This is a genomic window from Psychrobacter sp. 5A.1 (assembly GCF_030407455.1).
GTDB lineage: Bacteria > Pseudomonadota > Gammaproteobacteria > Pseudomonadales > Moraxellaceae > Psychrobacter.
Genome location: NZ_JASDDJ010000052.1, coordinates 1 through 23426 on the forward strand (window position 1 = coordinate 1; position 23426 = coordinate 23426).

General features: G+C 42.8%; 21 protein-coding genes, 3 pseudogenes and 1 other annotated feature. Of the genes and pseudogenes, 9 read left to right on the forward strand and 15 right to left on the reverse strand.

Annotation, left to right across the window (positions count from 1 at the left end; translation table 11 throughout):
- The first annotated feature begins 737 nt into the window (after positions 1-737).
- Together QL982_RS10970 and QL982_RS10975 are read left to right on the forward strand one after the other, a co-directional pair.
- Complete coding sequence (locus QL982_RS10970) at positions 738-953, forward strand: cold-shock protein (RefSeq protein ID WP_010198374.1); 216 nt, start codon at positions 738-740, stop codon at positions 951-953.
- A gap of 289 nt (positions 954-1242) precedes the next feature.
- Positions 1243-2397 carry a DEAD/DEAH box helicase gene (locus QL982_RS10975; protein ID WP_290164877.1) on the forward strand — a complete coding sequence of 385 codons (1155 nt, stop codon included), beginning with the start codon at positions 1243-1245 and terminating at the stop codon, positions 2395-2397.
- A gap of 297 nt (positions 2398-2694) precedes the next feature.
- On the opposite strand, the gene QL982_RS10980 is transcribed toward QL982_RS10975, so the two are convergent.
- The 8 genes and pseudogenes from QL982_RS10980 to ilvA form a co-directional block, all read right to left on the reverse strand.
- A complete protein-coding gene (locus QL982_RS10980) occupies positions 2695-3582 on the reverse strand; it encodes a sulfite exporter TauE/SafE family protein (protein WP_290164876.1) in 888 nt (295 codons plus the stop codon).
- A gap of 207 nt (positions 3583-3789) precedes the next feature.
- Positions 3790-4056 (reverse strand): cbb3-type cytochrome oxidase assembly protein CcoS, encoded by a 267-nt coding sequence (ccoS, locus tag QL982_RS10985; RefSeq protein WP_290164875.1) that lies wholly within the window; start codon positions 4054-4056, stop codon positions 3790-3792.
- A gap of 299 nt (positions 4057-4355) precedes the next feature.
- Positions 4356-5144 (reverse strand): YdcF family protein, encoded by a 789-nt coding sequence (locus tag QL982_RS10990; RefSeq protein ID WP_290164874.1) that lies wholly within the window; start codon positions 5142-5144, stop codon positions 4356-4358.
- A complete protein-coding gene (gene murB / locus QL982_RS10995) occupies positions 5134-6174 on the reverse strand; it encodes a UDP-N-acetylmuramate dehydrogenase (protein ID WP_290164883.1) in 1041 nt (346 codons plus the stop codon). The genes QL982_RS10990 and murB overlap by 11 nt, the downstream gene beginning before the upstream one ends.
- 201 nt (positions 6175-6375) lie before the next feature.
- Positions 6376-6864 (reverse strand): low molecular weight protein-tyrosine-phosphatase, encoded by a 489-nt coding sequence (locus QL982_RS11000; RefSeq protein ID WP_290164873.1) that lies wholly within the window; start codon positions 6862-6864, stop codon positions 6376-6378.
- A 188-nt stretch (positions 6865-7052) separates the two neighbouring features.
- Positions 7053-7475, reverse strand: a complete 423-nt coding sequence (locus QL982_RS11005; protein WP_290164872.1) for a S4 domain-containing protein — start codon at positions 7473-7475, stop codon at positions 7053-7055.
- Between the two features lie 87 nt (positions 7476-7562).
- Positions 7563-7699 (reverse strand): annotated as a pseudogene (locus QL982_RS11010) (excalibur calcium-binding domain-containing protein); the annotation flags it as partial.
- A gap of 509 nt (positions 7700-8208) precedes the next feature.
- Positions 8209-9762 (reverse strand): threonine ammonia-lyase, biosynthetic, encoded by a 1554-nt coding sequence (ilvA, locus tag QL982_RS11015; RefSeq protein ID WP_290165248.1) that lies wholly within the window; start codon positions 9760-9762, stop codon positions 8209-8211.
- Positions 9763-9955: 193 nt separating this feature from the next.
- On the opposite strand from ilvA, the gene QL982_RS11020 reads away from it, so the two are divergent.
- The 5 genes from QL982_RS11020 to rpiA all read left to right on the forward strand — a co-directional run bounded on the left by QL982_RS11020 (position 9956) and on the right by rpiA (position 13926).
- On the forward strand, positions 9956-10318 hold the full coding sequence (locus tag QL982_RS11020; RefSeq protein ID WP_290165246.1) for a metalloregulator ArsR/SmtB family transcription factor: 363 nt from the start codon (positions 9956-9958) through the stop codon (positions 10316-10318).
- Positions 10319-10491: 173 nt separating this feature from the next.
- A complete protein-coding gene (gene arsC, locus QL982_RS11025) occupies positions 10492-10899 on the forward strand; it encodes an arsenate reductase (glutaredoxin) (protein ID WP_290165244.1) in 408 nt (135 codons plus the stop codon).
- The gene (arsH, locus tag QL982_RS11030) at positions 10886-11644 is read left to right on the forward strand and encodes an arsenical resistance protein ArsH (RefSeq protein ID WP_290165242.1); all 759 of its coding nucleotides are present in this window, start codon (positions 10886-10888) and stop codon (positions 11642-11644) included. Before arsC ends, arsH begins: the two co-directional genes overlap by 14 nt.
- A gap of 81 nt (positions 11645-11725) precedes the next feature.
- Entirely contained in the window at positions 11726-13036 is a 1311-nt protein-coding gene (locus tag QL982_RS11035) for an arsenic transporter (RefSeq protein ID WP_290165240.1), read from the forward strand.
- Between the two features lie 230 nt (positions 13037-13266).
- Entirely contained in the window at positions 13267-13926 is a 660-nt protein-coding gene (rpiA, locus tag QL982_RS11040) for a ribose-5-phosphate isomerase RpiA (RefSeq protein ID WP_290165237.1), read from the forward strand.
- Between the two features lie 107 nt (positions 13927-14033).
- On the opposite strand, the gene argF is transcribed toward rpiA, so the two are convergent.
- From argF to dnaB, 3 genes are all read right to left on the reverse strand, one after another.
- Positions 14034-14951 carry an ornithine carbamoyltransferase gene (gene argF, locus QL982_RS11045; RefSeq protein ID WP_290165235.1) on the reverse strand — a complete coding sequence of 306 codons (918 nt, stop codon included), beginning with the start codon at positions 14949-14951 and terminating at the stop codon, positions 14034-14036.
- 196 nt (positions 14952-15147) lie between these two features.
- Entirely contained in the window at positions 15148-16260 is a 1113-nt protein-coding gene (gene alr, locus QL982_RS11050) for an alanine racemase (RefSeq protein ID WP_290165233.1), read from the reverse strand.
- A 143-nt stretch (positions 16261-16403) separates the two neighbouring features.
- Positions 16404-17807, reverse strand: a complete 1404-nt coding sequence (gene dnaB / locus QL982_RS11055; protein WP_290165231.1) for a replicative DNA helicase — start codon at positions 17805-17807, stop codon at positions 16404-16406.
- A 334-nt stretch (positions 17808-18141) separates the two neighbouring features.
- On the opposite strand from dnaB, the gene pdxA reads away from it, so the two are divergent.
- Together pdxA and QL982_RS11065 are read left to right on the forward strand one after the other, a co-directional pair.
- Positions 18142-19230 carry a 4-hydroxythreonine-4-phosphate dehydrogenase PdxA gene (gene pdxA, locus QL982_RS11060; protein WP_290166041.1) on the forward strand — a complete coding sequence of 363 codons (1089 nt, stop codon included), beginning with the start codon at positions 18142-18144 and terminating at the stop codon, positions 19228-19230.
- A gap of 266 nt (positions 19231-19496) precedes the next feature.
- Positions 19497-19898: a hypothetical protein gene (locus QL982_RS11065; protein WP_197101388.1), complete on the forward strand. Its 402-nt coding sequence runs from the start codon at positions 19497-19499 to the stop codon at positions 19896-19898.
- A 42-nt stretch (positions 19899-19940) separates the two neighbouring features.
- Here the strand turns inward: QL982_RS11065 and QL982_RS11070 are convergent.
- From QL982_RS11070 to QL982_RS11085, 4 genes and pseudogenes are all read right to left on the reverse strand, one after another.
- A pseudogene (locus tag QL982_RS11070) lies at positions 19941-20465 on the reverse strand (transposase).
- A gap of 25 nt (positions 20466-20490) precedes the next feature.
- Positions 20491-20832 carry an IS630 transposase-related protein gene (locus tag QL982_RS11075; RefSeq protein ID WP_290190325.1) on the reverse strand — a complete coding sequence of 114 codons (342 nt, stop codon included), beginning with the start codon at positions 20830-20832 and terminating at the stop codon, positions 20491-20493.
- Positions 20833-20863: 31 nt separating this feature from the next.
- Complete coding sequence (locus tag QL982_RS11080) at positions 20864-21343, reverse strand: hypothetical protein (RefSeq protein ID WP_290166162.1); 480 nt, start codon at positions 21341-21343, stop codon at positions 20864-20866.
- 293 nt (positions 21344-21636) lie between these two features.
- A pseudogene (locus QL982_RS11085) lies at positions 21637-22965 on the reverse strand (IS3 family transposase).
- Positions 22574-22690 (reverse strand) — a sequence feature (AL1L pseudoknot). It overlaps the preceding pseudogene by 117 nt.
- Positions 22966-23426: the final 461 nt, after the last annotated feature.

Genomic DNA, 23426 nt, shown 5'->3' on the forward strand with positions numbered 1-23426 from the left:
ATAACCTCAAATATATCATCTTGCTTCGGCTGTCACCCCTCCTTTAATTCCTCAGCATACTTTTTGATACACCACCCAAATTATATTGAACCGACTATATATGAATAATTTAAGCAGTAGGCGGCTATGCTAATTGGCCTTAACTTTGCCCTTTATCATAACAGCTTGCCAGCTGGGTTATAAAAAATTTATCTGAAAAAATAATCTATAGTCAAATTCTATACATAATTGCAGAATTAGAAAAACAGCACGGTTTTACTAATGATTTTACTGAGGTGTATTTTTCGAAGTCTATTTTACGTGAGTAAACAGTCAGTGAGAAAAATTTATACCAGTAGCACATTATGACTGTAAGCATCATTTTTATTATGAATTGATTATGGATTAGATACAGAGTCAGGTAGGCTCAGCCTACTGGTTATCGTCCTTTCGCTTGATTTCTGTCTCTCTAAATGATTCTAAATCAAATATAAGTATCAAAAAGCATATTAAAAGCCTTTATGTTGCTAAAAACCCGTGCTATGATATTTTTTATGCAATAAATATTGCAAGTTTGTTGCTATTATTATATTTTATAATACTAAGTGCTTTTATAAAGTTTTTTATGAAAGTATTATGTAGATAATAGTGATTAGAATAGTACTCTTAATTTTTTGATTTCATAATCTTAGACCCTGTTTGTATGCAATGTTGCAAAGGAATCTAGGGCTAAGTGGACTTTTTTAGGAAGTAATATTATGTCAGCTCGTGAGCAAGGTATCGTTAAGTGGTTTAATGACTCAAAAGGCTTTGGTTTCATTCAACGTGACAGCGGAGAAGATATTTTTGTCCATTTCCGCGCGATTCAGGGTGATGGCTATCGTTCTTTAAAAGATGGCGAAAAAGTTGAGTTCAGCGTGGTAGAAGGTGACAAAGGTCTACAAGCTGAAGAAGTCAGAAAGACAGAAGAGTAATTTACCCAGACATTAGATCGGTTTAGTTATAATGTCTGTACAAACTACTGATATACTACTGAGTCAAGCCCATCTTATCTTACCTATGTTGAGTTAACTGCAGCATATTTGGTAGGGTCAGATTTGGGCTTGGCTTTTTTTATGTCCATATCTCTGATGCATGCCTGATGGCTGTTTGCAGGTTTATTATGGTGACCGTGACTGGTTATACCTATGGCACTATAAGGGTTTTTTGTGAACCTATTTAGAATTAATAAAATACAAGCAATTCATTTAAAAGGATATTTTTTTGAGTAATTTTACGACGTTTACTGATTTACCACTTTCAGAACCGACCTTACGTGCCGTAAGTGATCTAGGTTTTACCGCATTAACGCCCATCCAAGCAAAAATACTGCCGCATACGTTGGCAAATCAAGACGCTATCGGACAGGCGCAAACAGGTACAGGGAAGACGGCTACATTTCTACTGACCATTATGGAAGCGCTGCTTAAGCGTCCTTTTACCAATGATGAAGAGCGTTATCTCGGTGAGCCACGTGCTGTGGTGATGGCACCGACTCGCGAGTTGGCTCAACAGATATTTGATGACTGCGTGGCACTGACCAAATATACGTCGCTACATAGTGTTTGTATTATGGGTGGCACCAATTACGAAACCCAGCAGCATGAGCTTGAACGCCAATACGTCGATATTTTGGTAGCGACGCCTGGTCGTCTGATTGATCTTGCCAATAAAGGCATGGTTTATTTAGATCGAGTAGAGGTGTTGGTATTAGATGAAGCAGATCGCATGCTGGATATGGGATTCATCCCTGATATCAAGCGCCTAGTAGGTCGAATGCCAACCAATACAGACCGTCAAAGCTTGCTGTTTTCTGCCACCTTTAACCAAGATGTCATGAATTTGGCCTATCGTTGGTTGCATGAACCACAGTTTGTTGAAATTGAACCTGAGCACAAAACCAGTGAGTTGGTGGATCAGCACTTTTATTTACTGACAGAAGATCAAAAACTAGAAGCCTTGCAGCGTATTATTGGTGATACAGCGGTAGAGAAGGTCATTGTCTTTGCCAACCGTAAAGATCAAGTAAAGCGTCTCTACCATAAGCTCCGTCAAGCACACAGAATTGTGATGTTGTCAGGCGATGTCATTCAGCAAAAACGTGAGAAGTATTTACAGCGTTTTAAAGATGGTCATGCCTCTATTCTGGTTGCCACTGATGTCGCTGGGCGTGGTATCCATGTGGATGATGTCAGTCATGTGGTCAATTATACTCTGCCTGATCAGCCTGATGATTATGTGCATCGCATTGGTCGTACTGGCCGTGCTGGACAGACGGGTATCAGCATTAGTTTTGTGAGTGAAGATGATGCGTTTAATATACCAGCATTAGAAAAGCATTTAGATACTAAGTTTGCACTTGAGCAGTGGCAGGAATAATGGCTATAGTCAATCCTCTATAAAAAAACTACAGCGTTAACCTCGCTTGAAGTATCACATATACATCTGCACTCGGTTGCCTTGTACTACTTTTAAATTGAATCGACTATATAAACTGAGTAGCGCTTAATAAATAAAAGCCCTCGATATTATTTCTGATATCGAGGGCTTTTATTTATATTTGATAAAGCTTAAGGTCTGTTGAACCTTCAAATATTAGGGCTGCTGATTGCTAAAATTGCACTACATTTAAATGTCCAACAGACCCTAAATATTACTTCGAGTGTTCATCAAAAATTACTCAGCATGCATCATGGAGGCTGCATCATCACCCATATCATGCATGCTATGATCCATATCATTGTCCATATCTTGCATATTGTGATTCATATCTGTTGCCATATCGTGATTCATTTGGCTCATGTCATGAGGAGCAGTAGTATCAGCCTCAGACATCATAGCAGCGTGGTTACTATGATCCATCTGTGCATGTCCATCACCATGCCCGCCATGCATACTGGCCATGACCATTGGCACGACAGCGACTGCGAGACCTGAGAGTACCATTACAGCACCGTTAAGCTGCCTTAAACGAAAACGTCCAATTTTATCCCGTAACCAACCAACAGTCTCATGTGTGGCGACCAGCATTGGTATCGTCCCTAAGCCAAAAACGAACATCAATGCGGCACCGCTTAGTGGATTGTGAGCGACGACGGCAATCAGTAGCGCACCATATACCAAGCCACAAGGCAAAAACCCCCAAAGCAAACCAGCAGTGAGTGCTCGCGGAAAAGTATTGAGTGGAAACACCTTTTGACGCAGCGGGCTTAGGTATTGCCAAAAACGCATACCAAAACGTTCAAGTTTGTTCAAAAATGGTGCGCCAAGCATGGTGACACCAACAAACACCAATACTAAGCCTAATAAAATACGTGGCATGCTATTGCCCATCATTAATGGCGCTAGCACAGTGGTTCCAATCAATCCTGCGATTAAGCCCAATAATGCATAACTGCTCAAACGGCCTAAATGATAGGTAGCGACAAGAGCGCGGCGTTTAGCAGGACTGGCATCTTTCATCGATAGGCCAAACGCTGTCACAAGACCACCACACATACCCAAACAATGTGGTGAACCAAAAAATCCCATTAGTAATGCCGCAACGAGTAAAGCTGTGGTCATGGGGTGATTCTCCTAAAAACAGTGAAAGATTGAATCTACTTAAATAGATGGTATTGGACGAAACATAATCGTGGGTCACGTATAGTCAAGATATGGTCAGTTCTATATTGATTAGACAAGGTGTTAGGCTTGTTCAGTCTATTATGTGTAACACTTGAATTTGTCTTATTTGCCTCTAAATGATCTCGAACCGACTATCTCTCAAAGCTATATTTTTGGATTGCTATCAATATTAGAAGGGTTGACGGACTCTGTGTCATCAAGGTTTGTTTGATCATTTGTTTGCTTGGTAGCTGTAGCATTCTCATGAGCTTGCATGGTTTGTCTGCGCTCTTGACGATCATCTAATATAATGCGCTGTGATGCATTGTCTAAATCTTCAAATTGGTTTGATTTTACCGCATAACGTACTGCCCAAATGGCAACCACAAATAACATGAGACTTAACGGAATTAATAAAAATATACTGAGCATGGAGAGTCTCTTAGATAGCAATTTCTGGTGGCATTATACACCTATTATTAATGTGGTGATTGCCTGTGAACATAAAAGTGAAATAGCTGCTAGCTATGCTCATCATTAAATAAAATCTAGCTCAAATGCTAGGGCGTGTCCTCATTTTAAAAATGGTGATAAAAATGAGATAAATCGCAGTCAAACAAGGATAATATCGAGATATTAGTCAGCTATTTGACGCCATTTGGCAAGATTTAGCCATTTTTAACCCATTTAGATAACTATCGATTGAATTGAGGACACGCCCTAATCCAGTTCTATTCTGTAGGTGACTTTGCCGCATTGCCTCTAGGTGTTAATAGCTGCTGTGAAGTAACCTCTCTGGCATGACGACAATCCATCTGCGGCCGTATCACATCACGCAGATAGGCAGCGATTTCGTAGACAGCCCGCCGCGAGTGACTTAAATTATGTGCAGGTTTCATCCAGTCGCGTCTCACTGGTAATGGGGCGCTAAGTGGTGTGCTATTGATGCCATTTAAGGCAAACTGTCTGCGAGCACGTGCCATATGGTAGCTGTCAGTAATCAGATATACGTGGTGTAGCGGAATACGTTTGGCTGTAAAACGTGCGTTTTCACAAGTATTCATACTGGCATTTTCGCTTATCAGTCCATCGATACCATGCTCCATTAACCATTGGCTGAGCCATGGGGCTTCAGCGCCACTCAGTACAATGGGTAGGGGAAGATCATGGTAAGCACCAGCCGCTGTGCGGGCGCGATTGAGACTGTAGCGATTGAGGATTATTTGATTGTTATGGTCATTGGTCAGCCCGCCGCCTAGTACTACATAGGCGGTGGGTGGAGAGCTCATAGCAGCAGAAGGCATGTTTGGCAAAGGCAGTAGAGAAAATATATAAACGACTGTTTGTGAAAACAACGGTGTGAATAAGCTAATAATCACTAAAATAACCGACGTTGAGCCGAGTATAAAAGTGATATTGATAATGCGGAACAGCTTCATCATGCGTTCAGAAAAACGCAAGTAGTGTCGCCACAATCGCTTAGATAATCGCCGCTTGGCCCCTGATTGTTTAGACCACATGCTCAGCATATCCAATCGAGCCATCGGCATTGACCCAAACTGGCTCGCGTGATAACTGAATCGAAAATTTTTCATAGACAGTATCAGCGATGTATTGCTGTGCTACCGCTACCTCTTTTTGGGTGGCTTGCTGAGGAGTATGGTTGGTTAGCACTAACGCCTGCTGTTTATGAGTGAAGATGGGCGCAACGCCGTCTCCTTTTAACCCTGCTTGCTCAATGAGCCAACCTGCGGCCACCTTTATCATCGCATCAGGCATGTTGTAACCAACGATAGTCGGATAGGTTGCTTGCAGCGCCGTAAATTGATCTTGACCAATAATAGGATTTTGAAAGAAACTACCGCAATTGGGCAGCTGCTTGGGGTCTGGTAGTTTTTGTTGACGAATCTCTATAATGGCTTGCATGACATCGACAGGCGTCGCTTGCTTACGCCCTTGTTGCTCAGCATAGCGTTGTGCCACAGTCTGTACATCGCCATAGCTGGCTAGAATATTGGTCGGATCAGTATGTAGCCTAAAGCCCACACGGCTGATCAGCCACGTGTTTGGCGTGCGCTTGAAGATACTGTCACGATAGCCAAACTGGCAGTCGGCTGCTGTTAAATGATGCCACGTTTGGGTCGGTAGGTGATACGCGCGTACATATTGTAAGCAGTCTTCTAATTGCACGCCATAGGCACCAATGTTTTGTACAGGTGCCGCGCCAGTCAAACCCGGTATTAGTGCAAGGTTTTCTAATCCATACCAGCCTTGATTGACCGTATGCACCACCAAGTCATGCCAGTTTTCGCCAGCCATCACTTCGATATCCACCCAATCGTCTGCACGCGCGGTCAGATGAATACCGCACATCTTTGGTTGTAATACTAGGGCCTTTAACGCTGCGGGCAATAAAACATTGCTACCACCAGATAAAACAAACAGGGGTAATTTGTCTGTTGTATCCTCTACATAAGCTGCCATAAAAGCGTCAAGTTGAGCTTCAGCGGTCAAAGTCACTACAGCGTCAGCGACACAGGCCAATGCCATGGTATTGCCATCGGACAAATCGATTGAATCACGGATCAACACAGTTGCTGATAAATCAGTTGTGATGGTGGATTGAGTATAGAGGTCAAGGCGTGAAGCTGAGGTCATAACATAGCTCATGTGGCAAATAGATAATAAATTACGCGGTTTTTATTATAAAGGATGCAAGATGTAAAAGTGGCAGAAATATAGATTTTATCGTTAGCACGCTTTCCAGCTTTCAATCCACGCTTGTGCGCTTGATTCGATACGTTCAATCACGTTTTCAAAGTCTTCGCCATCACCTTGATAAGGGTCTGGTACATCGTCGCCGCCATAAGTCGGGTCTTCTTCGCTGAATAAAGCCAGTTTGGCCGTCGTGTCTGTCAAGCTATCTTTAATGGCTTGTAAGTCGGCTAAGTTTTGTGCATCCATGGCCAAGATTAAATCAAAATTACGAAAGTCATCGTTATTTACTTGGCGTGCGATGAGTTTATTGATTTTATAACCATGCGCTTTGGCATGACGCTGTGCTCGCTCATCGGGTTTATGACCGATATGCCAATCACCTGTGCCTGCAGAGTCCACTTTGATTGATAATCCAGCAATCGCTGCTTGCTGACGAAACACTTCTTCAGCAGTTGGTGAACGGCAAATATTTCCTAAGCAAACCAATAATACAGAAGACGGCGTACAGGATTTCATCAGCATAATATGACCTTATATAACAAAAAAACATGCTATAAGAGACCCGCATGGTTAGTGCGACTTTTATAAGCATGCAATTAATTCAGTAATTCGGCTGTCAGCGTAACGCTTAATGCCTTGAATGGCAAGGGCAGACGCTAAACAATATGGTCACAATATGACTGATAGCCTAATCTGGTGCTTTGAGTATTTTATTCTTGTTTATTCTTAAAGCGATGGAGGTCACGGCGTTCTTTTTTGTTGGGTTTATTATCAGGGCGGGCAAGGTTGGCAAGTTTGCGTTGCTCGGCATAGTAAGCACGCCGCGTCTCGCTCTCTTTGGTCTCTGAATATAGCACTTCAGCAGCGCTTGCATTACCACGCTGTGTCGATAAGGCCTCAACGGTGACGGTTTTTTCGGTCATGGCAGTGGCTGAGCCTTGGCGGATGGTTAGCTCATCTCCGACCGAAATCTCTTTGCTGGTCTTTACGCGGCTACCAGCATAATGTACGCGTCCGCTCTCAATTGCCTGCTTGGCAAGGGTGCGTGTCCGATAAAACCTTGCTGCCCATAACCATTTATCGAGACGAATTTTGGCTAAGCCTTGATTGTTATTATCAGTACTTTTATTCATAAGAGTCACTCTGCATTTGTTTTTATATTAAATAATATTAGGGCATATTTTATATTTGCAAATAGATATTATGAGTGTGGACACACCCTAGTTGCACCATTGTTGTTCACAAGGAATGCCATCATGATTGCCGTCCATTTTGTATTAGGACAGTGTTGTGTAAAGTAAGTCGCTTCTTCGCATGAGGTCATCTGCGAGCAGTGCTGTCTACCATCACATGAGAATCCTGCTACAGTTGGCGATAGGGTAATGGTTTTATGACCATTTGAGATATATGATGAAGTTGTGTTTGAATCTACGTATGTTGGTGCTATGTCATCAGCGTCAGTATTTGAAAAAAGAGAAGAAGTTGTAAATTTGCTCATAACATTAGTGGATTGAAAAAACTGATACCCCACAAATGCCACTACTAACAACATGAAAGTAATAAGCATGTTTTTCATAGTTACCTAGAACCTATTTATAATCGAGACAATCCAATTTTTATTATCAGTTTATTATTAGGGCGTGTCCTCATTTTAAAAATGGTGATAAAAATGAGATAAATTGCAGTCAAACAAGGAAAATAGCGCAGATAATATCGAGATATTAGTCAGCTATTTGACGCCATTTGGCAAGATTTAGCCATTTTTAACCCATTTAGATAACTATCGATTGAATTGAGGACACGCCCTAGCATCTACTCTATGTTAAAAACGTTATCAGAGTTTAGGGTAGATGCCGTTTGTTTTTACTATTTCAAAAACAACTGATAACCAATATTGTCATTAACTGTCGTACAGTCATAGCCGATATCTAACAGGGCATCTTGTAGCTGGCGAGAGTTGCCTTCAGAAGCTTGCAAACCAACCAATACTCGGCCTTCAGCAGCGCCGTGATTGCGGTAATGGAATAAGGTGATATTAAAATCGTCGCCCAATTTTTCTAAGAAAGTCAGCAATGCCCCTGGACGCTCTGGAAATACCACTTGTAGCAGCTGTTCGTTTTCGACATGCGCATGACCACCAATCAGATGGCGGATATGCGATTTAGCGATATCATCATCGGTCAGATCGTGCGCTGTATAGCCATCGTTTGTCAGTTGATTACTGATGATTTGACGCTCTTTCTCCCCTTCTTTTAGAGCGATACCGACAAAGATTGAGGCAGGCTCCATAGAGTCTGGTGATTTTTTGCTATCAGCACGGTAGTTAAATTCAGTGATGTTACGGCCGTGTAGGCTGCGACAGAAGTTTAAGAATGCGCCCGTTTGTTCAGGGATAGTGACCCCAAAAATGGCTTCTTTTTTCTCACCGATTTCGGTACGTTCAGCGATATAACGCAGACGGTCAAAGTTCATATTGGCACCGCAAATGATACCGACGCAGTTTTTGCCTTGAATATTATTGGCTGCGAGATATTTTTTCATACCAGCCACTGACAAGGCGCCCGCAGGCTCAACGATGCTACGGTTTTCTTCAAAGATATCTTTGACGGCGGCACAGACTTCGTCATTGGTACAAGTGATGACGTCAGGCTCAACGATAGGGCCTGAGTTATCACTTTTTTGTGTACGGATGACGTCAAAAGGCAGCTCGCCAATTTGAGCAACGGCCACACCATCGACGAATAAGCCAACTTGTTCCAGTTTGACGCGTTCACCTGTTTCCAGTGCGGCCTTTAGGCAAGCTGATTGTTCCGCTTCTACGGCGATAACTTTTACATGTGGTGCCACTTCGCCTAAAAATGCTGCAACCCCTGAGATGAGACCGCCACCGCCAACCGCAACGAAGACGTAGTCCATGTTGCGCCACTGCTGGGTCAGCTCCAGACCGATAGTGCCTTGCCCCGCAATAACCAATTCATCATCATAAGGCGGGATAAAAGTTAAGCCTTCGGTCTCAGCGCGACCTATCGCATAACGATTGGCTTCATCGAAGCTGTCGCCATGCAAATCAACGTTGCCACCCAGTGCTCTTACGGCATCGACTTTGATGTCAGGGGTGGTGGTTGGCATAACAATGATGTTATTCAGTGATAATTTGCGCGCAGAGTAAGCCACGCCTTGCGCATGGTTGCCTGCTGAGGCACAAATGACGCCGCGTGCTTTTTGCTCATCGTTCAACTGGCTAATACGGTTATAAGCACCGCGTAATTTAAAGGATTTGACGGGTTGTAAATCTTCGCGTTTAAAACGAATGTCATTGGCAAAACGTTGGGTCAGCTTGGGTGCCGTTTCAAGTGGTGTTTGAATCGCAACGTCATAGACAGTGGCTTGTAAGATGGCTCGTACCCAGTGTGACAGCATAGTAATCCCTAAACAGTGTGTAGATGAATATAAAAATGAAATAGATTAGCCTATGCTGATTTTAACTGTCTTGCAAGACACAATTGCAGTTTTTGCTGTGATTTCAGGTTTTGATGAAAGATGAAGTTGGGTTTATATAAATATTTTATTAAAAAATATTGAGTTATTTCCATATGTCTGTATTATTGGACATATGGAAATAACTAATGCTCTCGCAAGCTTTGCTGCGCTCTCTCAAGAGACTCGTTTAAACGCCTTTAGATTACTTGTCAGTCAAGAGCCTGAGGGACTGCCTGCGGGTGAAATTGCCCGTCAATTATCCGTACCACATAACACCATGTCAGCACATCTGTCAGTGTTGGCACGAGCAGGGTGGGTGGTTTCGCAGCGCCAAAGCCGACAGATTATCTACCGTGCCTCCTTATCGCATATGGAGGATGTTGTGCAGTTTTTATTGCAAGATTGCTGCGCGGGTCATCCAGAATTGTGCGCGTCTCTTATGGACAGTCTAAGTGGGTGTGGGGTCGTTAATACTAATGACTCAAACAGCGAGTAAGATAACTATTAAGACTCTATCTAAGATAAAACTTAAGACAGTATCTCATACCATAATTGAGCGAATCAGTAAGACAAACATAACGTCAAAATCAATTTGATTGGGGTCTGTTGAACATTCAAACAATATATTCAGAATTCAAACAACATATTCAGACAATAAGTGAAATCACTATGCAATCATTAATTTTTCATAATCCCAAATGCGGGACTTCTCGTAACACCTTAGCCATTATGCATGCGTCAGGTGAGCATCCTGAAGTGGTGGAATACCTCGAAACCCCGCCAGCCCGCGAATACCTAGTTGAGCTGTTGGCAAAAATGAATATCACGCCAAGAGAGTTATTACGAAGTAAAGAATCCATTAACGATGAATTGGCATTAGACAATCCTGAATTATCTGATGATCAGATCATCGATGCGATGATTGCCCATCCTATTTTAATCAACCGTCCTATAGTGCTCACAAATAAAGGTGCCGCGTTATGCCGTCCGTCAGAACGAGTGTTTGAGTTACTAGAGCATCCAGTGAGTAGTTTTACCAAAGAAGATGGGGAAGTGATTTATCATGGCAAACGCTAGCACAGAACAGTTTGGTTCAAATAATATCTCGAATGTAGATGAATTGCCTAATATTGATGCGAGTGCAATTCAAGCGATTGATGTTGAGGCGTTGATTGGCCCAAATGATTCGCGCCATCCACCCAAGATATTGGTGTTATACGGTTCTTTACGTGATCGCTCATTTTCTAAACTGGCAAGTGAAGAAGCGAGTCGGTTGTTGCGCTGGTATGGCTGTGAGGTTCGAACATTTGATCCGACGGGTTTGCCATTACCTGATGCTGCCGATGCAGACCATCATAAGGTTCAAGAACTACGAGAGCTGGCACAATGGTCAGAAGGCATGCTTTGGGTAAGTCCAGAACAGCATGGCAGCATGACCAGTATTATGAAAGCGCAAATTGACTGGATTCCACTGTCATTAGGGGGCGTGCGCCCGACCCAAGGTAAGACATTGGCATTGATGCAAGTCAGTGGTGGTAGTCAAAGCTTTAATACCGTCAATCAACTACGTATCCTTGGTCGTTGGATGCGGATGATTACTATCCCCAATCAATCGTCTATCCCCAAGGCATTTTTAGAATTTAACGATGACGATCGCATGGATAAGTCACCTTTATATTTGCGTCTTGTTGATGTCTGTGAGGAGTTGGTGAAATTTACTTGGTTGACTCGTGGTCGCTCAGCCTATCTGACCAATCGCTATTCTGAGCGGGTAGAGAGTACCGAAGAGCTATCGAAGCGCGTCAATCAAAAATCACTCTAATGTATTCTCTCATTCATTTTTGAATTAAAGACCGGCCCTAATAATGGCTCTTACAATAATTGAGCTGAGAAAGGTGATTCGATGATCGCATTGACCATATTTGCCGTCACTTTAATTTTGGTGATATGGCAGCCCAAAGGACTGGGCATCGGCTGGAGTGCGATGGGTGGTGCATTGATCGCCTTAGCGTTTGGCGTGGTACAGATCTCCGATATTGGAGTGGTGTGGGATATTGTTTGGGATGCAACTTTTACCTTTGTCGCACTGATTATTATCTCTCTTATCTTAGACAAAGCTGGATTTTTTGGTTGGGCAGCGCTGCACGTCGCTAGACTGGGTAATGGACAAGGGCGCTTATTATTTCCTATGATTGTGATATTAGGCGCGTTTATTTCTGCCTTTTTTGCCAACGACGGGGCAGCATTGCTATTGACCCCGATTGTCATCGCTATCTTGCTACGGCTGAAGTTCTCACCGCCATCTGCTTTGGCCTTTATTATTGCGACAGGCTTTATTGCTGATACCGCGAGCCTACCGTTAGTGACGTCCAATCTCGTTAATATCGTCAGTGCCAATTACTTTGATATTGGCTTTGGTCGTTATGCGGCAGTCATGGTGCCAGTCAATATCGTCTCTGTGTTAGCGACGCTCGCTGTGTTATGGGTCGTCTATGCACGGCACATTCCCAAACACTACTCTGTTGCTGAACTGAGTGCGCCAGAGTCCGCGATTGAAGACCCGCTCGTTTTTAAGGCGGCGTTTCCGCTTTTAGCCTTACTACTCGTCGCGTACTTTACGACTGAATCATTGGGCATTGCTATCTCCTTTGTGACAGGCATCGCTGCGCTGATGCTAATGGCAATAGCAGGTCGCTGGTGGCAAAGTGGACGCGGTGCAGTGGTTTCTGTATCCGATGTTTTGAAAAAAGCCCCTTGGCAAATTGTCTTGTTTTCAATCGGTATGTACTTGGTGGTTTATGGTTTGGGCAATGCAGGGTTGACAGCCTATGGTGCTCAGATTCTGAATTGGCTAGGACAGCAAGGCATGGTCATCGCCACATTGGGAACGGGATTTCTCTCTGCTATGGTAGCCTCTATCATGAACAATATGCCTTCTACTTTGGTTGGCGCACTGGCTATCGATAGTGCCCAAGTACCCGCTGCCACTCGTGAGCTGATGATTTATGCCAATGTGATTGGTAATGACTTGGGGCCAAAATTTACGCCCATCGGCAGTCTTGCGACTTTATTGTGGCTGCATGTCTTGGCAGAAAAAGACTATAAAATCAGTTGGGGACAGTACATGAAGATTGGGCTGATTATTACACCGCCAGTATTATTGGTCACGCTACTGGCCTTAGTCTTGTGGTTGCCTTATCTGTCTGGTCTTTAAACGATGGGTCTAATATCCCATTATTAGAATGGGTTTTACGCTAACAATTATCAAACTCATCGGTTATAATGACCGTGCATTTTACCTCTTTTATAATGATATAGTCGGTCCAAGATAATTTGGATAGAAGGCAGGCGAGTGAAGGTACTACAAGTGGTAGGCTAAGCGAGTCTAACGCCGTATCCAATTTATATAGAATTGACTGTCCGTTTATTTTCCAAGGATTTATGATGAGTGATCAGCAAGCACAAAAGCAAGCCGCAGCCAAAGCTGCTCTAAACTATGTCGAAGATGGCATGATACTGGGCGTAGGCACAGGTAGCACAGTCAATTGCTTGATTGAGTTACTGCCGACAGTAAAGCTTGCTGGCGCGGTTGCTAGCTCACAGGTTACTGAAGACAAACTTCGTGCCCTTGGTATTGAGATCGTTGATTTGAACTTTGCTGGTACGCTTGATATTTATATTGATGGTGCGGACGAAGTAAATGAGCATTTGCAGTTGATAAAAGGTGGCGGCGGCGCGCTCACTCGTGAGAAAATCGTGGCAGCAGCTTCTAATAAATTTATATGCATGGTTGATGAGAGTAAAAGTGTCGAGATGCTTGGACGTGAGTTCCCAGTACCGATTGAAGTATTACCACAAGCACGCTCGTATGTGGCTCGCCAATTGGCCAAATTGGGCGGTGAGCCAGTATACCGTGAAGATTTTGTCACTGATTATGGAAACGTGATTTTAGACACCTATGATTTGGATGTGAGTAATCCAATAGAGCTTGAGCAAACGCTAAATAATATCGTCGGTGTGGTATGTAATGGTATATTCGCTGCCAACCAAGCGGATGTTTTGCTAAAAGCGGGTGCAAACGGAGTAACGACGTCAACACGTTAATCTACCGAAAATAGAAAGCACCATGAATAAAAAGGCAGACCACAATCAATGTGCTCTGCCTTTTCTATATGTATTATCCGATAAATAATTGATGCCACTATTGCTGCTTACGGCTTGATTTTGTCTTTTAACAAAAACTCCATCAATGCTTTTTGTGCATGCAAGCGGTTTTCGGCTTCATCCCAAACGACAGAGCGTGGGTCATTGAGCAAGTCATGAGAAATCTCCTCGCCACGATGCGCTGGCAAGCAGTGCATAAACACCACTTCAGGATCGGCCTTGTCTAATAGAGACGGCGTCACTTGATAAGGCGCGAAACGACGTGCGCGCGTATTTTGTTCTGACTCTTGACCCATGCTTGCCCACACGTCGGTGACGATTAAATGAGAGTCTTTGGCCGCATCTTGTACGTTTTCTACCAAACTGACGCAATGTGAAAAGCGTTCCATGAGCTTTGGATCAGGCTCAAACCCATAAGGCGCTGCCACCCGTAATTCAAAACCAAACTGATTGGCCGCTTGCATGAATGATGAGCACATATTGTTGCCATCACCAACCCACGTCACGATTTTGTTTTCGATACTGCCGCGATGCTCATAATAAGTCTGCATATCAGCGAGTAATTGGCAAGGATGGTAATCGTCGGTCAACGCATTGATAATAGGGACGCTTGAGTATTTAGCAAAGGTCTCAACTTTTTCGTGCCCAAAGGTACGAATCATGATGATATCAACCATGCTAGAAATCACGCGTGCTGAATCTTCTAATGGCTCGCCGCGACCCAGCTGCGTATCGTTTGGTGATAAAAATATGGCATTACCACCAAATTGACCCATGCCAGTCTCAAACGAGATACGCGTACGAGTCGAGGATTTTTCAAATATCATGCCAAGCGTACGACCAACAAAAGGCTGATATACCTCGCCAGCATGTTGCATCTTACGCAATTCGCTTGCACGTTTGATTAAGTTTTCTAGTTCTTGTTTGGTTAAATCAGATAAGGTTAAAAAATGGCGCAAACTCATAGTAATCCTAGCAGTCGATCGCAGTCAGTGAAACGTCATCAGTCTTCAATAGCATCGCGTCAGTGCGTATGCGGGGTTGACAACAAACTTTTAGTATAGCGTATTTACTTTCAATGTAAACGTTCAATTTTACCAAGAGTAAAGGGCTTACCAAATAGACCAAAGCCACGTCAGTAAGCCATGAAAGCCTGATATATTATGACGACACCTGTATACGGTTTGGACGTATGCTGAGACGACATAATAGCTCATAGCTAATCGTACCAGCGTGACCGGCAATTTCATCGATGCGCGGTGCATCGCCCCATAACATGACTTTACTGTCTATGGCAAGACTCTCAGGTGCTGTACTGATATCAATGACAATCATGTCCATTGCCACACGCCCAACTACAGAGCAACGGTAGTTTTGATGGCTATTAGCATCGATGACGGTGACATAAGCTTCGTCATTGACCACACGCGGATAGCCATCTCCGTATCCAACGCTGACCAATGCCGTTCTGGTGTCTTGCTTGGCGCACCAGCGACTGCCATAGCCGATCGCATCATTGGCACTGACGGTTTGTAAGGCAATGATTTGCGCACTAAAATCCATCGCGGGCTGCAAGTCTAAATCCTGCGCGCTTTTGTCAACGACAGGTGAGCTACCGTATAAGATAATGCCTGGACGTACCCAATCATAATGATGCTCTGGGAAATTGACAGTACCAGCTGAATTGCACAATGAGCCTTTGATATCTGGGCTAATAGTGTCTTTCAAAGTCGCTAGTACGCTTGAGAAACGCTGAATTTGCATCGCATTTAATGGATGATAACGATCATCAGCATTGGCAAAATGCGTGGTGAGAATCAGTTGATATCCTGCTTCATGTAGACGCTGGGCTGCTGATAATACGCCTTCAGCATTGAAACCCAAGCGGTTCATACCCGTATTGTATTTGAGCCAAGCCACTCTGGTCGCACTGCCAGCTGGTGGGATATTTTGTAGTGCCCATTCTAGCTGTGGGCCGTGGTGAATCACGCAGCTAATATCATGATCAATGGCTTGTTGCCATTCATCAGCGGTAAACGCACCTTCTACTAGGCCGATGGTTTTTTCCCAACCCAATTGTCTGGCTTCTAACGCTTCAGTCAAAGTAGCAACGCCAATACCATCTGCTTGCTGCAGGGCTGGCAAGACTGCCGCCACGCCATGTCCATAAGCGTTGGATTTGACCATCGCCAGTACTTTTGACTGTGGGGCTCGTTGTTTTACTTGGCTGAGATTATGGGTAATGGCATTTGGTTTTATAGTGATTGTGCGCATAATCGCCTTCTTTATAAGTAGAATTATGAAGTTATAAAGCCAGTACTGCATCAGTTGGGCTGATGTGGCACTGGCTATGGTTATTGAGAGTTGTTTGCTATTCCGCATTTAAGATTAAGCAAGCATAAGCAGTAAAGCGATGACTATTCGTCATTCTCAAAACTGACGTTTTGATAGTACTCTGGCGTTAGGTTGATAAAGCGGGTAAATTGACCTTCAAAGCCCAAACGAATGGTGCCGATAGGGCCATTACGTTGTTTACCGATGATGATTTCCGCCACGCCTTTGTGGTCTGAGTTTTCATTATAAACCTCATCACGGTAGATGAACATAATCAAATCGGCATCCTGCTCAATCGCCCCAGATTCACGTAGATCCGACATAATCGGACGTTTGTTAGGACGGTTTTCTAGACTACGGTTAAGCTGAGACAGCGCAATCACTGGACATTCAAGTTCGCGTGCTAAGGCTTTTAGACTACGAGAAATCTCAGAAATTTCACCAACACGGTTGCCATCTAGGTTTGGCACTTTCATCAACTGAAGATAATCGACTACGATAGCGCCAAGCTTGCCATCGTGATTTTTGGCGATACGGCGACAGCGTGAACGCATCTCAGACGGCGGCAGGGCAGTGCTATCATCGATATAGAGGTGCTTAGATTGCAAGTGTTGAATGGCATTCATCATTTTTGCCCATTCATCTTCATTCATTTGCCCAGAACGCAGATGCGTCTGATTAATCGCGCCCCACGATGACAGCAAACGCATGACGATAGACTCTGCAGGCATTTCCATCGAAAACACCACGACTGGCAAATCTTCGTTGAATAAAATGCCTTCTGCCAAGTTCATCGCAAAGGTGGTTTTACCCATAGAAGGACGTGCGGCGACGATAATTAAATCGCCTGCCTGCAAGCCTTGTGTTTTATTATTCAGCTCAGCAAATGGCGTCTGCAAACCAATCATGCCGTCGGGATTGGATTTTAGCTCTTGAATCTTATCGATGACGTTGGTCAACACCGAGGTAATGCCGACAGGGCCACGCTGTTCCGCGCGTTTATTGTGCTGTTCATTGATACTAAATATCTTGCCCTCGACACTGTCTAAAATGTCACTGACGCTTTGGTCTTTTGGATTATAGGCAAGCGTTAGCATATCATTACCAGTGGTAATCAGCTGACGTAGGGTTGATAGCTCACGTACACGTTGGGCGTAAGCAGTCAGGTTAAAAAGAGTCGCAGGACTTTGGCTCAAAATATCTGCCAAATAACTGTCACCGCCCGCGCCTTTGAGTAGTTTTTGCGCTTCTAGCCAGTCATGCACCATGACCGTATCATAAGGCTCATTCACTGCTGCCAGATGAGCAATGGCATCAAAAATATATTGATGGCGCCCAGCATAAAAGTCATCTTTGGTGACAATATCAGCAATCTTGTCATAGGCCTCTTCGATGCTCATCAAAGAGGCGAGCAATGCCTTTTCAATATCAATATTGTGCGGCGGTGTCTGATTGAGTAAGTCGTCGGTTTTTTCGTTGTCTGCCATGAGTGCCTAATGTGTCAAAAGTCGATATAAAAGAAGGTATAAATGGGTATGTGGTATAAGGATTTATTTTAATAACGATACAGTAAAGTAAACGTGGCCCACCCATACGATAGAAGTACCAAAACGTGGTCTGACGTTTGCTCGTAAATGCTACAATCAAATGCGAAAGTTTAACACATTATGTGCTTTTTTTAGAATTGATAGACAACTAAATCCAAAGTTATCGGTCTTTATAAAATAAAAAATAGCATATAACACTCCGTTATAAGAAATGATAATTTCTATTATAAATACAATAAAATCAATGGTTTATTTTAAATATAAGGCTTTTATTATGATACAGAAAAAACACCCGTTATTAATCACCACAGGCGAACCTGCTGGCATTGGTATGGACGTCGTACTGCTACTAGCGGCAGAAAATAAGTTGCAAGACTTTGCTCGGCCAATCTGGGTAACTGCTGATGCTGATGCAATGACAGAGCGAGCAAAGGCGCTTACTACTGCTGGCGTATTAAAAGACTGCCCATCATGGCAGACGGTAGACGAAAATATAGAGGCGGATGATTTCTTAGAGCGGATGTCAACGAATACGACTCATAGTGATGATGCTTTTATCTTGCTTCATACGCCTTGCGCAGCACCAGTCATCTCTGGACAAATTGATACTAGCAATTCAGTCATGGTTGCCCACCAATTAGATATTGCGCATAAGCTAGCGTTCAATAATACCGTCGCTGCCATCGTCACGGGGCCATTGCAAAAGTCCGCACTCATTGATGCAGGCATTAAGCTATTAGATGGCACCATGTTTAGCGGTCACACTGAGTTTTTTATGCAACAAAGTGGCTGTGACAAAGTTGTCATGATGCTTGCCAATCAAGCGATGAAAGTCGCGCTTGTCACTACGCATCTGCCATTAAAAGACATACCTGCTGCGATTACTGCGGATAATGTACGCCAAACGGTACAGATTGTCATTGATGATATGCGAGAGAAATTTGGCTTAAAGCAGCCACGTATCTTAGTTTGTGGCCTTAATCCGCATGCGGGCGAGGGCGGCCATCTAGGTATGGAAGAGATTGAGATTATCAATCCAGTGTTGCAAGCATTCATCGATGCAGGCGTAGACATATCAGAGGCGATGCCAGCGGATACGTTATTTACCCCGAGACATTTAGCAAACTGTGATGCAGTGATTGCTATGTATCATGACCAAGGATTGCCAGTCTTAAAATCGCATGGCTTTGGTGATACGGTTAATCTGACCTTAGGATTACCTTATATTCGAACGTCTGTCGATCATGGTACAGCACTTGATTTGGCAGGGCGAGGAGGTGCAAGTGCCACTAGCTTATATCAAGCGCTGCTCATGGCCAATGAGATGGCTAATAAATCGCTTATTGAAAAACCGCTTGCATAAGTCAGTACCCTAATAAGATTTTTACGCAGTATTGGATAAGGTTGCCGTCAAAAATACCTATTTATGAACCATTAAATAAGACTTATTTTAAGTAGTTCCATTATATCAGTCTGTTTTAAGTGGTTTATTAATAGGTTTAAAGGGCAAAATAACTGGTTCCCTTGGGGTATACCTTTAACAGTTTGTATGAGTTCTTAACTAAACACAGTAACGAAGGATTTATGATAAATTTATAATTTGGAAAGAGCTACAGAAGGTAAGTTTTAATGATTACATCAGCTGAAGAGTTTCTCTTACTCAGAACAAGTGACCACACCCAAGATTATGGAAGAGCGATTAACGAGTGTGCAGCATTGGAAACGTGGTTTGAAATAATACGTCACTACCCAACTATGCGCGAGTGGGTAGCTCTAAATAAAACAGTTCCAATAGAAGTCCTTGAAACGTTGACGTACGATGACAGTCCTACCGTTAGAAGGAATGTTGCTATGAAAAACAAAATAACTAGAGAAATATTTGAGGTATTGGCAGATGATAAAGACGCCTCTGTCAGAAATAGACTCGTCTATAATAAAAACATACCAAAAGACTTGCTATTGAAGTTAACCAATGATGACGAATCGTTCATCAGAAAAAACGCTATAAATAAGATTAGTGAAAAATTTTGAGTAAGCAAAGCTAAACAGTTCGACTCCTGTATACCTATATAGTCAATCCACAATAAAACCCATATCATAGAACAGTTTAGGTAGATTATTCTCCATCCAGCCTTGCCGCAGAAACTTAGCCTGTGCCCATTTTTTCTCAATAGGATTTAAATCAGGACTATAAGGCGGTAGAAACAACAAGCGATGACCATGTCTATTCAACAGTCTTTGCACTCGTTTGTGAAAGCTAGTCACTCAAGCACAGCTCTCGTCTTGCACTCAGGCAAAGCAGTGCTTTGCTTTATCCTCGCTCATATCCATCACAATCACGCATTTGGTCTTAAGGCTTGGAATAAGGGTATATTTGCACCAGTCATAGAATACATCTCCGTTGATGTTTTTCTCAAAGTAATCCAGGGCAAACAGCATTTTTTCATAGAGAGCACCGATGACATTGGTTCGTTTTCTACCTTGCCAATTGTAGCTATCGATACAGGGTTTACCTATCGGTGCATAGCCAGAGGGACGCAGGGTTTCAGACTCAAAGCCGCTTTCATCCATGTATACAATAGCAAGGCCTTGAACCATGTATTCGTTAAGTTTTCTTAGATAGTTAGCTCTCTTTAGGGGGCAAGCTTTTGGATGCTCCAAGGTCTTTTTTTTGACTGATGCCAAGGCGTTTTAAAGCAGCCTCGATACCCGACTTGCTACACCCAAAACGCTGTGCTCTCTCGTACATGTAATCATCTGGATACTGTTCAACGTCTTTTAGTAGTGCTTCATTAGGTATTTTACTGGGTGGCTTATTGCGAGTTAGTTTGATACTAGGATCTTTGAGCCAATTCTGTAGCGTGGCCTTACTAATGCTATAACATGTACCAGCTTGCCTGATACTCATGCATTGCTGTTCGCCACTTTTAATCACTTGAGCTCGAAAGTCTGCTGAATAAATCATAATCTTTTCGCTTGTTTTAAAACCATGAATACTATTCATTTATTATATACAGCTTGTTTGGCGGACAATCATTTAAACAGTCCTCCATAATGACTTTTTTATACGTCTTAAAGTCACATGTTTTGATTTCCTCAATTTCACTACATCTATTTATAGAAACAGCCATTCTGTTTACATTCGGGTGTTTGACCACTATCTCTAATACTTCTAATATCTTTTTGATTCTGTCCTCTAGTAAGATAGGTACAGATAAATTAAACTCATTTTTCCCCAAAGGTGATGGGTCATAATTCCACTCTTCTAAATAAATACCAGCTGAATTAGCATCAGGATAATCTGATATATCAAACTGAACAATATCATCGGATAACAAATCATCAGGGTAGTTATGTAATATAAATTCATCTACAAATGTAAATGCTAATAGCGATTTATCATAAATCTCTTTTTCTAATAAAAGCATTTCTTTTGGTGTTATTCTGTTGATAAAGCCTTCAATAGTATCACTCATTTTCTTCTTCCTTTATTGTCACCATGCATCCATGCATCCATGCATCCATGCATCCATGGACCAGTCGATACACCCGTATCTGAAACAGCTCTATATGTATCATTGCCTATACTATACCGAAGCCTCTATCATTATCGTCGAACCTATGTTGATGCGGTTCGCAGTCGTTACCTATTATAGCTAAGCCTCCGTGACTACGTTTTTGACTATAATCGTCGCGGCTAAAGCGCCTAGTCTTATCGTCATAATCAGTCTGAACCGCCCCGACTTTATCGGAGAGTGATTTACTTGAGTCAGGCAGCGATGCCTGACAGGGTTAAATTATCATAATACCGCTTTTCAAACTCAAAGGGTGACACATATCCAATCGTGCCATGTAAACGGGTTTTATTAAACCAGTCCACCCACTCAAGGGTTGCCAGTTCAATATCGTTCACACCAGTCCAGTTCTGCTTTAAATAGTCAATTACTTCAGATTTATAGAGTCCATTGACCGTTTCAGCCAGTGCATTGTCGTATGAATCGCCTGTTGTATAGTCGATTCAATTTAAAAGTAGTACAAGGCAACCAAGTGTAGATGTATATGTGATACTTCAAGCGAGGTTAACGCTGTCATACTTTTATAGTGGAATGACTATACCAACAGAAGCAATCACGCCGCAGTCCGTCATCTTATCGGTATAGCGAATAGATAAGTACTGAACCCCTCGATCACTGTGATGAATCACATCTTTGGGATTGTTTCTATCTGTTATCGCTTGATTTAATGCTGCCATTACCATATCGGTATTCATACGATTAGATACTTTCCAGCCGACGATAGCGCGAGCAAACACATCAATAATAAAAGCGGTATACACCCAGCCGCTTATCGTCTTGATATAGGTAAAGTCTGCCACCCAGAGCTGGTTAGGGCGATGAGCGCTAAAGTTACGATTAACCAAGTCATCAGCACGCTTTTGATCATCACGGCTGTGAGTTGTTATTTTACCCTTACCGCGCCAGACACCTTGTAGGCCATGCTGTCTCATTAAACGCTCTATGGTACAACGAGCAACCTTTAACCCATCAGCTTTCATCTGCTGCCAGACTTTACGCGCACCATAACGGCATTTGCTGTCAGTCCAGATGCGTCTGTCTGATTTCACTGATGTAAAAGTCGTCATGCTGACTGCGAAGGGAACGCTTCTCAGGGCAATCCTCCAAGTCTTTAGCACGATAATAAGTTGACGGGGCAATCGGTAATACTCTACAGATCAGCTCGACCCCATAAAGATGTTTATTGTCGTCGATGAATTGAATCATGATTTTAGTCAGCGGTCGAGCTCCGCCTGGGCGAAAAAAGCCGCAGCCTTTCTGATGATTTCATTAGCTTGCTTGAGCTCTTTATTCTCGCGTTCAAGCTCTTTGATGCGTTCTTTGTCGCTTTGCGCTTGCACTGAGGCAGGAATAGTTTGATCGATGTGTTTTTTATGCCATGATCGTAGGGTTTCAGGCGTACAGCCAATCTTAGGGGCAATGGCTTGAATGGCTGACCATGTAGAGGGATAGTCGTTTGCTGCTTCGATCAGCATGCGAACGGCGCGTTCTTTAATCTCAGGAGTGTAGGTTTGTCTTTTCATTGTCGTATTCTCTCAGAATGTTGAGTCTCCGACAATCTCGGGGCGGTTCAGTCATGCTTTTTGAACCATCTGGGCACCTAGTCTCCATAATTGAATTTGGTAGCTGACTTGATTGAGGGTGTTTACCATCTTTATCTTCTCAGCATGATTTTTGAAATACCACCCAAAAATTTTAAACAACAAAAAACCCTTACAAGTCAATGACTGTAAGGGTTTGAATTTGGTGGGCCCAGTATCAACCAAATATCAATATTAAGTTATTGATTTATAATAAAATATTTTATGTTATTCTATCTTATACCAACGGTTATACCAACAAAAAATTCAGGATGCAGTTTAAATAAATCCCATTAGTTAGATGAGTTTTATTTGAAAGTTTATTGTAATATTTGGTTAAAATTGATCTTTTTAAAGATAGAGCTACATTAATATTTAATTATCAGTCTAGAAGCTAATAGTAT

Excerpts from the sequence above, each read along its gene's own strand:
- QL982_RS10970 (WP_010198374.1), top strand. The coding sequence starts at position 738 with ATGTCAGCTCGTGAGCAAGGTATCGTTAAGTGGTTTAATGACTCAAAA.
- QL982_RS10980 (WP_290164876.1), bottom strand. The coding sequence starts at position 3,582 with ATGACCACAGCTTTACTCGTTGCGGCATTACTAATGGGATTTTTTGGT.
- ccoS (WP_290164875.1), bottom strand. The coding sequence starts at position 4,056 with ATGCTCAGTATATTTTTATTAATTCCGTTAAGTCTCATGTTATTTGTG.
- QL982_RS10990 (WP_290164874.1), bottom strand. The coding sequence starts at position 5,144 with ATGTGGTCTAAACAATCAGGGGCCAAGCGGCGATTATCTAAGCGATTG.
- murB (WP_290164883.1), bottom strand. The coding sequence starts at position 6,174 with ATGGCATTGGCCTGTGTCGCTGACGCTGTAGTGACTTTGACCGCTGAA.
- QL982_RS11000 (WP_290164873.1), bottom strand. The coding sequence starts at position 6,864 with ATGCTGATGAAATCCTGTACGCCGTCTTCTGTATTATTGGTTTGCTTA.
- QL982_RS11005 (WP_290164872.1), bottom strand. The coding sequence starts at position 7,475 with ATGAATAAAAGTACTGATAATAACAATCAAGGCTTAGCCAAAATTCGT.
- ilvA (WP_290165248.1), bottom strand. The coding sequence starts at position 9,762 with ATGCTGTCACACTGGGTACGAGCCATCTTACAAGCCACTGTCTATGAC.
- QL982_RS11020 (WP_290165246.1), top strand. The coding sequence starts at position 9,956 with ATGGAAATAACTAATGCTCTCGCAAGCTTTGCTGCGCTCTCTCAAGAG.
- arsC (WP_290165244.1), top strand. The coding sequence starts at position 10,492 with ATGCAATCATTAATTTTTCATAATCCCAAATGCGGGACTTCTCGTAAC.
- arsH (WP_290165242.1), top strand. The coding sequence starts at position 10,886 with ATGGCAAACGCTAGCACAGAACAGTTTGGTTCAAATAATATCTCGAAT.
- QL982_RS11035 (WP_290165240.1), top strand. The coding sequence starts at position 11,726 with ATGATCGCATTGACCATATTTGCCGTCACTTTAATTTTGGTGATATGG.
- rpiA (WP_290165237.1), top strand. The coding sequence starts at position 13,267 with ATGAGTGATCAGCAAGCACAAAAGCAAGCCGCAGCCAAAGCTGCTCTA.
- argF (WP_290165235.1), bottom strand. The coding sequence starts at position 14,951 with ATGAGTTTGCGCCATTTTTTAACCTTATCTGATTTAACCAAACAAGAA.
- alr (WP_290165233.1), bottom strand. The coding sequence starts at position 16,260 with ATGCGCACAATCACTATAAAACCAAATGCCATTACCCATAATCTCAGC.
- dnaB (WP_290165231.1), bottom strand. The coding sequence starts at position 17,807 with ATGGCAGACAACGAAAAAACCGACGACTTACTCAATCAGACACCGCCG.
- pdxA (WP_290166041.1), top strand. The coding sequence starts at position 18,142 with ATGATACAGAAAAAACACCCGTTATTAATCACCACAGGCGAACCTGCT.
- QL982_RS11065 (WP_197101388.1), top strand. The coding sequence starts at position 19,497 with ATGATTACATCAGCTGAAGAGTTTCTCTTACTCAGAACAAGTGACCAC.
- QL982_RS11075 (WP_290190325.1), bottom strand. The coding sequence starts at position 20,832 with ATGATTTATTCAGCAGACTTTCGAGCTCAAGTGATTAAAAGTGGCGAA.
- QL982_RS11080 (WP_290166162.1), bottom strand. The coding sequence starts at position 21,343 with ATGAGTGATACTATTGAAGGCTTTATCAACAGAATAACACCAAAAGAA.